The 11,081-nt window shown below is 31.5% G+C and carries 15 protein-coding genes; 11 read left to right on the top strand and 4 right to left on the bottom strand.

From position 1 onward, the window contains the following. On the bottom strand, positions 1–389 hold a 389-nt coding region (locus tag COE53_RS23525), incomplete at its 3' end, for a carbonic anhydrase family protein (protein ID WP_180242477.1). Positions 390–477: 88 nt separating this feature from the next. Between COE53_RS23525 and COE53_RS23520 the strand changes: the two genes are divergently transcribed. The 4 genes from COE53_RS23520 to COE53_RS23505 all read left to right on the top strand — a co-directional run bounded on the left by COE53_RS23520 (position 478) and on the right by COE53_RS23505 (position 2,755). Then, the gene (locus tag COE53_RS23520; protein ID WP_069033261.1) at positions 478–1,185 is read left to right on the top strand and encodes a DNA alkylation repair protein; all 708 of its coding nucleotides are present in this window, start codon (positions 478–480) and stop codon (positions 1,183–1,185) included. 65 nt (positions 1,186–1,250) lie between these two features. Further along, on the top strand, positions 1,251–1,757 hold the full coding sequence (locus COE53_RS23515; RefSeq protein WP_180242476.1) for a GNAT family N-acetyltransferase: 507 nt from the start codon (positions 1,251–1,253) through the stop codon (positions 1,755–1,757). A gap of 31 nt (positions 1,758–1,788) precedes the next feature. Further along, positions 1,789–2,169 (top strand): hypothetical protein, encoded by a 381-nt coding sequence (locus COE53_RS23510; RefSeq protein ID WP_098948803.1) that lies wholly within the window; start codon positions 1,789–1,791, stop codon positions 2,167–2,169. A gap of 70 nt (positions 2,170–2,239) precedes the next feature. Next, positions 2,240–2,755: a PCYCGC motif-containing (lipo)protein gene (locus COE53_RS23505; protein WP_098948802.1), complete on the top strand. Its 516-nt coding sequence runs from the start codon at positions 2,240–2,242 to the stop codon at positions 2,753–2,755. A gap of 69 nt (positions 2,756–2,824) precedes the next feature. Here COE53_RS23505 and COE53_RS24190 read toward each other — a convergent pair whose 3' ends face one another. Next, complete coding sequence (locus tag COE53_RS24190) at positions 2,825–2,986, bottom strand: hypothetical protein (RefSeq protein ID WP_175403471.1); 162 nt, start codon at positions 2,984–2,986, stop codon at positions 2,825–2,827. Positions 2,987–3,151: 165 nt separating this feature from the next. Between COE53_RS24190 and COE53_RS23500 the strand changes: the two genes are divergently transcribed. Together COE53_RS23500 and COE53_RS23495 are read left to right on the top strand one after the other, a co-directional pair. Continuing rightward, on the top strand, positions 3,152–3,535 hold the full coding sequence (locus COE53_RS23500; protein ID WP_025568928.1) for an ArsR/SmtB family transcription factor: 384 nt from the start codon (positions 3,152–3,154) through the stop codon (positions 3,533–3,535). 25 nt (positions 3,536–3,560) lie between these two features. Continuing rightward, positions 3,561–5,696, top strand: a complete 2,136-nt coding sequence (locus tag COE53_RS23495) for a heavy metal translocating P-type ATPase (protein ID WP_483295444.1) — start codon at positions 3,561–3,563, stop codon at positions 5,694–5,696. A gap of 47 nt (positions 5,697–5,743) precedes the next feature. Here the strand turns inward: COE53_RS23495 and COE53_RS23490 are convergent, their stop codons facing one another. After that, complete coding sequence (locus COE53_RS23490; RefSeq protein WP_098948800.1) at positions 5,744–6,358, bottom strand: DedA family protein; 615 nt, start codon at positions 6,356–6,358, stop codon at positions 5,744–5,746. A 344-nt stretch (positions 6,359–6,702) separates the two neighbouring features. Here COE53_RS23490 and COE53_RS23485 point away from each other — a divergent pair, with 344 nt between their 5' ends. From COE53_RS23485 to COE53_RS23470, 4 genes are all read left to right on the top strand, one after another. Continuing rightward, the gene (locus COE53_RS23485) at positions 6,703–7,248 is read left to right on the top strand and encodes a GNAT family N-acetyltransferase (protein ID WP_098948799.1); all 546 of its coding nucleotides are present in this window, start codon (positions 6,703–6,705) and stop codon (positions 7,246–7,248) included. Between the two features lie 70 nt (positions 7,249–7,318). Next, positions 7,319–7,987, top strand: a complete 669-nt coding sequence (locus tag COE53_RS23480) for an HAD family hydrolase (RefSeq protein ID WP_254664568.1) — start codon at positions 7,319–7,321, stop codon at positions 7,985–7,987. 19 nt (positions 7,988–8,006) lie between these two features. Next, a complete protein-coding gene (locus COE53_RS23475) occupies positions 8,007–9,269 on the top strand; it encodes an MFS transporter (RefSeq protein WP_069033253.1) in 1,263 nt (420 codons plus the stop codon). A gap of 45 nt (positions 9,270–9,314) precedes the next feature. Further along, positions 9,315–10,262 (top strand): aminoglycoside phosphotransferase family protein, encoded by a 948-nt coding sequence (locus tag COE53_RS23470; RefSeq protein ID WP_069033252.1) that lies wholly within the window; start codon positions 9,315–9,317, stop codon positions 10,260–10,262. Between the two features lie 61 nt (positions 10,263–10,323). Here the strand turns inward: COE53_RS23470 and COE53_RS23465 are convergent, their stop codons facing one another. Continuing rightward, on the bottom strand, positions 10,324–10,608 hold the full coding sequence (locus COE53_RS23465; RefSeq protein ID WP_069033251.1) for a YciI family protein: 285 nt from the start codon (positions 10,606–10,608) through the stop codon (positions 10,324–10,326). Positions 10,609–10,795: 187 nt separating this feature from the next. Here COE53_RS23465 and COE53_RS23460 point away from each other — a divergent pair. Then, positions 10,796–11,081 (top strand): hypothetical protein (locus tag COE53_RS23460; RefSeq protein WP_142350432.1); only part of this gene is annotated, 286 nt, incomplete at its 3' end.

Below are 11,081 nucleotides of genomic sequence, written 5' to 3'. Positions count from 1 at the left end.
GGAGTATGGAAATGAAACTGTAGTAATGTATAGTGTGATCCATTTAAATTAATTGAGTTGGAGTGATTAACCGGAATGAATTTTACCGTGTACTGCGACTTTTCTATTTTAAAAAGATCATTATGGTAGTTTATCCCTAAAGGTAGTGATTTTTTTATAGCTTGATCAATATTTACTGGAGATTGCTGTTTCCCAGTTGAACAAAGTGCGTATTTTTTATTGATTGAACTCCAATAATTTGGTCCAGTTTTTCCAGTGTAAGACCAGTCTTCATTTCTTGCAGTTGCAATTGCTGATTTATTTTGATGAACCTCATGCGCAATCTGATTATTTGAAAAGGATGAGAGTGTAAAACTGTATAGTATGATGAATAGAAAAAAATAGTTCATTATATACTGTCCTTCCTTGATATGTATGATAGGATACATTTTAGACAACGATGTAACGGAACAAACCTTTATTAAGGGGGAGAAGATGATGACATTAGAAGAAGTTATGAAATCATTAGAGGAAATGGGAACTGAGCAAACGAAAAAAACTTTTTTACGTCATGGTGCAAAGGAGCCATTCTTTGGGGTTAAAATTGGTGATATGAAAAAGCTTGTTAAATATGTTAAAAAAGATCAGGAATTAGCACGATCACTTTTTCATACAGGAAATTCAGATGCGATGTATTTAGCGGGTTTATCAATTAATCCAAAATTAATGACAAAGGAACAGCTTCAAAGTTGGGCGAAAGAAGCTCACTGGTATATGATTGCTGAAAGTATTGTAGGTGCTGTTGCAGCAGAAAGCCAGTATGCAATCGAATTAGCTAGAGAATGGTTGAAGTCAGATGATGAATTAATTGAAGATTGTGGATGGAGCACTTATAGTCATTATTTATCAATTGCACCTGATGAAGAGATTGATAAGGAAGAAGTTCGTGAATTACTTAATTATGTTGAAAATAATATACATACTTCAAAAAATAGAGTTCGTTATACAATGAATGGGTTTGTAATTTCAGTAGGTAGTTTTGTTCCAAGCCTTACAGTTGAAGCAATGATGGTTGGTCAAAAGATTGGAAAAGTCCACGTGGACGTAGGAGATACGGCTTGTAAAGTACCTCTAGCAAGCGACTATATTGAAAAGGTCGAAGCGAAAGGAAAGCTTGGGGTTAAGAAAAAAACATGTATTTGTTAATTTGATATGTCACCTATTTTTATAGGTGACTTTTTATTAGAAAGAAATGGGAGATATCCATGAATATGAAATCAAATAGATTATATTTAAGAGAGCTTAAAATGGACGACCTAGGTTCATTACACAAACTTCAATCTAATGTGAATGTAATGAGATATATTACAAATCGTCCCAAAACATTAGAAGAAACTGAAAATGAATTATTTAGGATTCTTCAAATGTATAAGGAAAAAAACGCTGATTTTGAAGTAATGGCTGTTTGTAAAAATGAGACTAATCAATTGATTGGAACATGTGCGGTCATAAAAAATGAAGCAGATGAGTTTGAAATAGGCTATCGATTAGCTGAAGAAGAATGGGGAAAAGGTTTTGGTTCTGAAATTGCTAGTTTAATAGAAGACTATTGTTTTGGAATTAGAAAGTTAAATTTTATAGTAGCTTCCGTTGAAGCAAAAAACATCTATTCAGTAAAGATCCTTGAGAAAAAGGGTTTTAATTTAATTTTAGAATCAATTGATGATGAAAATGGTGAATTAACTAAATATTATCGTAAAGACCGTCATAATTATTAGAAACCATCAAATTATCTAAAAGGAGAATCTAATGGACGTTAATATCCATTTTGATCAAGATCATTTTGTTTCTACCATTATAATTACGCTAGTAAATTATATTACTCTTGGCATTTTACTATTTCGGATTTATAGAACAAATGATTTGAAACCAGAAGTATGGAAGTCTATTATTGCAATGCTTATCGGTTTATTTGTCTTTAGTATTAATTTGAATTTTAATCAATACCGAATTGAAATACCAATTTTACCACTTGGATTTTGGATTTTGATGTGGATTTGTAAACGTAATGATAATCAGGAACGATGGGAAAAATATAGACGTTTTGCATGGGCAGGTTTTTTGATTAGGTTTTTCTTTTTATTTACAAGTTTATTGCAAATGTTGATCGATTCAGTTATTTATTCATAATTAAAATAATTTGTCTTCCACTCCAATAATTATTAAAATTAGATTAACGTATATTTATTGGAGGAAATGGATGAAACGAAAAACAATTCATAATGTACTTTCAGCTTTTATGATTTCCATTTTATTTACAGGATGCAGTAACCAACAAGCTGAAACGAATAATACGAAGAATCACGAAAATCATGCTGAGCATATTCAAACAAGTGATATTAGAGAAAAAACAATCAATAAAGAAACTTTGCCGAAGTTTTTAGGAGATCAAGAACAACAGATTCAACAAATTTATATGGTGGCAGCTCAGCATGTTGATTTACTTAAAAATATTCCGTGTTATTGTGGTTGTGGTGAAAGTGTAGGTCATAAAAGTAATTTAGATTGCTTTATTCATGAGGTAAAAGATGATGGTTCAATCGTGTGGGATAGCCATGCAACTTCATGTGTCAACTGTATGGAAATTGCCGTTGAATCAGCGAAATTACAGCAAGAAGGAAAAACGCCGTTAGAAATTCGAAAAGTTATTGATAATAAATATAAAGATGGATATGCCAAGCCAACAAATACTCCTATGCCAAAAGAACAGGGATAAGGATATAAGACAAAATTAAAAGTCAGACAGTTACTGANNGTAACTGTCTGACTTTTTTTATTTATACGCTTATTCCTGCACAATGGATCGATCAATCTTTGTAATTTCTTCAAATAATGCTTGATGCTCTGTTTTGTAAGGAGGAGTGGTTCCTAATTTTTTTTCGATTAAAAAGATAAATATTACGGCTACTAAGCAAATTCCCCAAAAAAGATATCCGATTAGAGTCATTAAATTTTCTCCTTTTGTATGCATTACTAATCATTTCTTTATCATATGTAATATTCCTTTAAATTTTACAAATAATATTTTGACACATATGAACAATTATTCATATAATATATATATATAGAAAACATATGAGTGATTGTTCATGTATTCATAGGAGGACAGTTTATGATTGAAGAAAAAAAGAAAGTTGACGAAGTTTGTGATGAGGCTTGTCAACAAACGGTTATGCATGAGGATATAATTCTTTCAGTAAAAGGAAGCATGTTAAATATTGAAACACTAACAGAAGTAGCAGAACTTTTTAAAGTTCTTGGAGATAAGACGAGAACGAGAATATTACATGCACTTAGTCAATCTGAGATGTGTGTATGTGATCTAGCTTATTTATTAGAAATGACTCAATCATCCATATCACATCAGTTACGTGTATTAAAACAGGCGCATTTAGTAAAAAATCGTAAAGAAGGTAAAGTAGTTTATTATTCGTTAGCAGATAGTCATGTTACACAAATTTTTAATCAAGCACTAGAACATATTTTAGAGGATTAATATAGGTGTTTCTTAAAGCGAGGAGTTGAGTTTATTGAGTAGGGGGCAAAGGCAAGTAAATAGTGAATTAAAATTAGAAGGTCTTGATTGTGCTAATTGTGCGATGAAGATTGAAAAAGGAGTTTCCACACTTGAAGGCGTTGATGCATGTTCAGTAAATTTTGCAACTTTAACGATGACAATTACGACGAGTGAGGAACAAAAAGAATCAATTATCGAGAACGCTAAAGATAAAATTCGTGTATTAGAACCGCATATTAATCCTGTTTCAAAAATGGATACAAAACTTGGGCAAGAAAAGAAACAGGGAATGAATGCTGAAACAAAAAAACTTATTGTTAAATTAGGAATTGGTACTGCTTTATTAATTTTAGCTCAATTACTTAATGTACCAACGCTCTTTCAATTGATTATTTTTATAGCTGCTTATTTAATAGCAGGTGCTGATGTTGTTTTAAAAGCGATTCGAAATATTTTTAGAGGGCAAGTATTTGATGAGAATTTCTTAATGGGAGTAGCTACAATTGGGGCATTTATTATTGGTGAGTATCCTGAAGCTGTTGCTGTAATGCTATTTTATCAGCTAGGTGAATTGTTCCAAAGTATTGCAGTAAATCGATCACGGAATTCGATTTCAAAATTAATGGATATACGTCCCGATTATGCTAATTTAAAAAATGGAGACAAAACTGAACAAGTATCTCCTGAAAAGATTCAAATTGGTGATACGATCATCGTTAAACCTGGGGAAAGGGTTCCGTTAGATGGAATTGTAAAAAGTGGATTTTCAAGTGTTGATACTTCTGCATTAACAGGTGAGTCATTACCAAGAGAAATATTTGAAGGTGATGAAGTATTAAGTGGATTTATAAATGTTCAAGGTTTACTCGAAATTGAAGTCTCAAAGGAATTCAATGAATCGACAGTATCAAAAATATTAGAACTTGTTCAAAATGCAACAAATAAAAAGGCTCCTACTGAAAATTTCATTACAAAATTTGCAAAAGTTTATACACCTATAGTTGTGATCACAGCAGCCATTATTGCAATCATTCCACCAATTATTATTCCAGGTGAAACACTTTATGATTGGGTATATCGAGCATTAATTTTCCTAGTTATTTCATGTCCTTGTGCTCTAGTTGTTTCAATTCCTTTAGGATTTTTTGGAGGAATTGGAGCAGCATCAAAATCAGGTGTACTAGTAAAGGGAAGTAATTATTTAGAAGCATTAAATGATTTGAAATATGTTGTGTTTGATAAAACTGGAACGTTGACGAAAGGGCAATTCCAAGTAAGTTCGATTATACCTACTCGCGGTCATTCAAAAGAGGAATTACTGGAATTAGCTGCTTACGGAGAGTTTTATTCTACTCACCCAATCGCATTATCAATTCGTCAAAAGTACGGAAAAGATATAGATGAAGCAAAGCTATCTAACTATACTGAAATTGCCGGACATGGAATTAGCGTTATGATTAATGGAGATGCTCTGTTAGTAGGGAATTCAAGACTAATGGAAAGTCATTCGATTTTATATGAACCAACTAGAGAAGTAGGTACAACAGTTTATTTAGCAAAAAATAATCATTATATAGGATCAATTGTTATTGCAGATCAAATAAAAGGTGACGCGAAAAAAGCGATACTTGAGCTTAAAAAAGTAGGAATTAAAAAGACTGTCATGTTAACCGGTGATGCTAACTCAGTTGCCAAAAGTATTGGTAAGGAATTAGCAATAGATGATATATATTCAGAGCTTCTTCCACATCAAAAAGTAGAAAAGCTTGAAATGATTGAAAAAATAAAATCATCAAAAGAAAAAATTGCATTTGTTGGGGACGGTATTAATGATGCACCAGTATTAGCACAAGCTGATATAGGTATTGCAATGGGAGGAATTGGTTCCGATGCAGCGATCGAAGCTGCTGATGTTGTATTAATGTCGGATGAACCTTCAAAAATTGTAGATGCAATTAAAATCGCTAAACGTACAAGACAAATTGTATGGCAAAACATCTTTTTTGCTTTAGCAGTGAAAGGATTTTTCTTATTACTAGGTGTAATCGGGATCGCTACAATGTGGGAAGCAGTAATTTCAGATGTGGGAGTTACTGTTTTGGCAGTATTGAATTCGATGAGAGTACTTAGATATAAATAAAGCTAAAAAAACTCAGACTAANNGAAATTAGTCTGAGTTTTTTCTTATTATTTAACAGAGCGTTTTCTTTTTTTGATAAAAAGGAAGATCAAAACGACCAATCCAATTGCTAATATTCCATAAATAATACTTGAATACACATCCATATACTCAACAATCTTTTCCCAGGATGCACCGACTGATGCACCAACTAAAACTAAAATTGTATTCCATATTAATGAGCCTAAAGTTGTAAATAACAAAAAGATCCAAAAATTCATTCTTGCCATTCCAGCTGGTATAGAAATTAAACTGCGTATTAATGGAATCAGTCTACAGAAAAAGACAGTCCAAACACCGTATTTTGAAAACCATTCGTCCGCTTTATGTACATCTTTTTTAGTTAAGCGTAAAAAATGCCCCCAGCGTTCTACGATTTTTTCTAACGTTTTTATATCTAGTAATGTACCAATCCAAAAAAGTATGATTGCTCCAATAACTGATCCTAAAGTTGAAAAGAAAATAACACCTAGTTTAGAAAGTGAAGATTCTGTGGTCATGAACCCACCAAACGTTAATATTACTTCAGAAGGAATTGGAGGGAATATGTTTTCTAATGCAATTAATAAAAAGATACCTAAATAACCAAATGTATCCATTGTTTCAATAATCCAGTTTTGCATGAAATTACCTCAGGTTTGATTTTTATTTTCAAGGAATAATTAGAAGTTTTTAATATTCCTTGTGAAAAAATATACTATGTAACTAGTGATTTAGGCAAGTAATTGTAAAACTTGTTCTAAAAATATATTAATTAAACAACTACTAAGGTGTAGATTTTATGTCTGTTGAATAATGAATTAAAATATTTTCTTTGAAAGTGAAAGGATTTAGACCTGTTTATAGAGAATTAAAGTAGATTAATATAAAAACAGAAATTAGATTTGGTTAAAATACTTCTCCTAAATCTAAAGAAATGTAATTAGCTAATTAAGAATAATGTCTTAGTAAAAAAAGGAGGATGGACATGTTTAAGGTTCAAATAAGTGAGGATTTATCACTCAATCTATTAACACCGAAATATGCAGCAACATTAGTAGAGGCACTGAAGGAAAATCAAAACTCCTTAAAAGAATGGTTGATTTGGGCTGAAAATATTCCATTGATCGAGGATTATCAAAAATCGATTATACCTATGTGGTTACAAAAGTTTGCAGATAATAATGGTTTTGAAGCAGGCATTTTTTATAAAAATGAACTAGTAGGTATGTTAGGATTACATTATATAGACTGGTCGAATCAAACAACTGAAATAGGCTACTGGTTAAGTGAACATGTACAGGGTAAAGGGATAATGACTCGTGCTGTAGAAGGTTTAGTTTCTTATTGTTATGATGAGCTTAATCTTAATCGAGTTGTGATTAGAGTAGCTGTTGAAAATGGGAAGAGTAGGGCAATTCCAGAACGTTTAAATTTTAAACAAGAAGGTGTCCAAAGAGAAGCACAACAAATTAGAGAAAAGTTTTATGATATTGCTGTTTATAGTATGTTGAAAAATGAATGGAAAAAGTAAATTAATATATTTGCGTTAGCTAAAAATGCTAACGCTTTTTTGTGGAGTAATAATGATGGAGGAAAAAAAGATGACTTATAATACAATCTTGTTCGATTTAGATGGTACATTAACGGATCCAAAAGTAGGGATTTTGAACTCGGTAAAGTATGCATTACAGAAAATGAATATAGCTATTCCATTAGAAGCAGAGCTTTTAAAATTTATTGGGCCTCCGATTCAACAATCTTTTTCTGAAATTTTTCAATTAAATGAAAAAGATATATTAAATGCAGTTCGTTTTTATCGCGAATACTTTTCTCAGAGTGGTATGATTGAAAATAATGTATATGACGGGATACGTGACCTTCTAAGCGATTTGCAAAAGGAGAAAAAAAGGCTATATGTAGCGACTTCAAAACCAACTATTTTCGCAAAGAAAATATTGAGTCATTTCCAACTCGATGAGTTTTTTGTTGATATTGTTGGAAGTGAACTAGATGGCACAAGAATCGATAAAGGCGAGATCATTGAGCATATTTTTGAAATGAATAATAATCTTTCTAAGGAAGATTCAGTAATGGTTGGAGACCGACTTCACGATATAAAGGGTGCCAAAATCGCTAATATTGATGCAATTGGAGTAACTTATGGTTATGGAAGTGAATTGGAATTAACTGATGCAGGAGCGAATGCAATTGTTAGTAGTGTAGATCAACTAAAAAAAATGTTATTAAATGAGAGTAAGATAATGGTCTAATAATGAAGGAGGAGTTTGATTGAAGAGTGGAAAAATACATTATGCTTGGATTATTTTAATTGTTACTTTTTTATCCGTCATTATTGCCGCAGTAACAAATACGATGTCTGGAGTGATGATGATTCCATTTGAAAAGGAATTTGGTTGGAGTAGAGCATCAATTTCTGGTGCGTTTGCGATTTGTATAACTCTTGTTGGATTCTCTGGTCCATTTATAGCTGGATTATACCAAAAGTTTAGTGTTAGAAAAGTATTGTTAGTAGGTATGGGAACGTTATTAACGGCTATTTTACTAACAACGATTATGTCGCAAATTTGGCATTTATTTATCATTTGGGGAATCATTATTGGTTTAAGTGCGGGGGCATTTTTGACGGTGTTAAATGCGTATGTTGCTACTACTTGGTTTGAAAAAAAGCGTGGTTTAGCACTAGGTCTTTTAACCTCTAGTTCAGCAGCCGGTCAACTTGTATTCTTGCCGCTTATGGCCTATATCGTTGAAAATTATTCATGGAGAAATGCCGTTTTAACAATATTCTCTTTTGGTGTTTTCATTTATGTTTTACTTTGGATTTTTATGAAGAATGATCCAGCAGATGTTGGTGTTTTACCTTTAGGGGCTGAAAAAAGTAATCAGAAGCAAGCGAACAATGTTAATCCAGTTAAGGCAGCTTTTGATGGGTTCAAATTAGGTGCTAAATCGAAAGTTTTTTGGTTATTAGCAGGGAGTTTCTTCGTTTGTGGCTTTTCAACTAGTGGTTTAATCGGTACTCATTTTATCTCACTTTGCATCGATTATGGATATAAAGAGGTGACGGCTGCTAGTATTTTAGCGTTCATGGGAATATTTAATATTATAGGTACGACTTTATCCGGATATATTTCTGATCGCTTTGATAATCGTTGGTTATTATTTTGGTATTATGGTTTAAGAGGATTGTCACTACTTATTCTACCTTTTGCTTTATCTACTAATTCAATCATTTATTTAAGTGCTTTTGCCATTTTCTATGGGATGGATTGGATTGCTACAGTTCCTCCAACTATTAAACTAGCGACGGATCATTTTGGTAAAGAGAAGGTAGGGGTAATCTATGGATGGATTTATACCGCCCATCAATTAGGTGCTGGAGCCGCAGCATATGGTGGAGGTTTAATTTATTCTTGGTTAAATGCCTACCAATCGATTTTTATTGCAGCAGGTATCTTTTGTTTAGTCGCAACATTATTTGTGCTTAATATTAAAAAAAGAGCGGTATTAAATCAAAATTTTTCTGCGTAGAAGGAAAATTAATAAACAAAATATTTAATAATTGAGGTAGAATAGATGACCTATCTTTATAAAATAACAAAAGAAAAATATAAAATAATGCGCAAGAAAAATTGTTTTTGGGAAGGTAAGATTCGTAAAATTTGTGAGTTAGAAAAAATCGATTATGAGAAGCTTACTCGATTTTCGTACGGTGGAAATATTGTTTTTAGTATAGATGGTGATATTGTAATTAAATTATATCCTTCTTATGTAAATGACGAGTTCATAAAAGAGAAGCAAGTTCTTGAGTTTTTAAACAGGAGAACTTTGTCCGTAGATGTTCCTAAATTAATTTCAACTGGTCAGTTCGAAGGCTGGAGCTATTTAATAATGAGTGAACTAAAAGGGACTCTTTTAATTGATATCTTTGATGACCTCACTTTCGAGGAGAAAAAGCAAATTGCGTTTGATTTAGGAAAAATAATAAGAGAAATCCATGACGCAACGATCTCAACAAAACAAGATGATTATGATCAATGGAAGCAATTTATTAAGAATCAATTGGAGCAAGTAAAGAATCATCATAAAAACAACAGAATGAATGATGAGTTATATACACAATTAACAAGCTATGTAGATGATAGAACATTGCAAGGAAATGTGGAGATAGTGTTATTAACCGGAGAATACACGCCATTTAATTTAATCATGAATAAAGTTGATGGTATGTGGAAATTTACTGGTTTAATTGATTTTGCTGATTGCTTTGTAGGAAACTCAAAATATGATTTACTTGGCCCAATTGCGTTTATGTTTTATCCTTTTGAAGGACTAAATAAAATTTTTCTAGAAAGCTATGGTTATACGAATAATGAATTAAATGAGAGCTTACAAAAAGAATTAATGACGTATTTATTACTACATCGCTTTAGTAATATTAATTTCTATCAAGAAAAGTCCGAAGTAGCTAAGAAAGCTACTTCGTTACAAGAATTAGAAAATATATTTTTTAATTTTAAGTAATTAACAATAAAATGTGCATCGGGAATGGCTTGAATTAGTCATTTTCGATGCACTTTTGTATTTAATTTAATGCTATTAAAAATGGATATAGTTCAGCAGTCATTACATTTTTTTTAACAGCCGGATCATTTTGCATAATTTCTTTTGCATGCTGTAAGCTTTCTGTTTTTAAGATGACAATACCAAACTCAGCTTGTTCGGTTCTTCCTGCTAAAGATACTGTCTTTTCTTTATTTAAGTTCTGTAGATAATGAAAATGCTCTGATACAATATTTTGTTCTTCTTCCGTTGAATCATGTAAAAAAGTAGATCGAACTGGTTTTAAAACATAAATAAAGTTTTCCATTTAAGCCACATCCTATCGTATATACGAGTTATTATTACTATAGAATCTGGTTAAATCCATTCGTTTTTCTCCATAATATAATTTAGGAGTGAAATATACAAATGCCATTTGGAGTAGTTAATAAACAGTTGAAGATTCATCGAAATCGAGAAAATTTAAGTTGGGAAATATAAAATGAGGTGAATTAATGATGCATGACGATGAAAAATTAGAGATAATCACTGTGGTAGTTAATCAAATGAATTCTTTAATAACGAATGAGGATTTTAAAACGTATCCTAAAACGGAAATTCTTGAGTTAATTCAAAATGAAAATGAATATAGGGTTCCGATTGGAAAATCTATTACATTTAATAAAAATGATAATAAATTACATTTTGATAGTGAAGATGGAGACGTAAATTATTTAGAGGAATTGAAAGCAGAAGATATTACCTCTCTTGAAGAAAAGTTAAAATCAATATCAAATTATA

Source organism: Bacillus sp. AFS029533 (genome assembly GCF_002585125.1).
In the GTDB taxonomy this organism is placed as follows: domain Bacteria; phylum Bacillota; class Bacilli; order Bacillales; family Bacillaceae_G; genus Gottfriedia; species Gottfriedia luciferensis_B.
The sequence above is the reverse complement of the archived record's forward strand: the minus strand, read 5'-3'. Positions and strand labels throughout refer to the sequence as shown.

What these genes read in the sequence shown, in the direction of transcription:
- COE53_RS23520 (WP_069033261.1), top strand. Translation starts at nt 478, where the DNA reads ATGACATTAGAAGAAGTTATGAAATCATTAGAGGAAATGGGAACTGAG.
- COE53_RS23515 (WP_180242476.1), top strand. Translation starts at nt 1,251, where the DNA reads ATGAAATCAAATAGATTATATTTAAGAGAGCTTAAAATGGACGACCTA.
- COE53_RS23510 (WP_098948803.1), top strand. Translation starts at nt 1,789, where the DNA reads ATGGACGTTAATATCCATTTTGATCAAGATCATTTTGTTTCTACCATT.
- COE53_RS23505 (WP_098948802.1), top strand. Translation starts at nt 2,240, where the DNA reads ATGAAACGAAAAACAATTCATAATGTACTTTCAGCTTTTATGATTTCC.
- COE53_RS24190 (WP_175403471.1), bottom strand. Translation starts at nt 2,986, where the DNA reads ATGACTCTAATCGGATATCTTTTTTGGGGAATTTGCTTAGTAGCCGTA.
- COE53_RS23500 (WP_025568928.1), top strand. Translation starts at nt 3,152, where the DNA reads ATGATTGAAGAAAAAAAGAAAGTTGACGAAGTTTGTGATGAGGCTTGT.
- COE53_RS23490 (WP_098948800.1), bottom strand. Translation starts at nt 6,358, where the DNA reads ATGCAAAACTGGATTATTGAAACAATGGATACATTTGGTTATTTAGGT.
- COE53_RS23485 (WP_098948799.1), top strand. Translation starts at nt 6,703, where the DNA reads ATGTTTAAGGTTCAAATAAGTGAGGATTTATCACTCAATCTATTAACA.
- COE53_RS23480 (WP_254664568.1), top strand. Translation starts at nt 7,319, where the DNA reads ATGACTTATAATACAATCTTGTTCGATTTAGATGGTACATTAACGGAT.
- COE53_RS23470 (WP_069033252.1), top strand. Translation starts at nt 9,315, where the DNA reads ATGACCTATCTTTATAAAATAACAAAAGAAAAATATAAAATAATGCGC.
- COE53_RS23465 (WP_069033251.1), bottom strand. Translation starts at nt 10,608, where the DNA reads ATGGAAAACTTTATTTATGTTTTAAAACCAGTTCGATCTACTTTTTTA.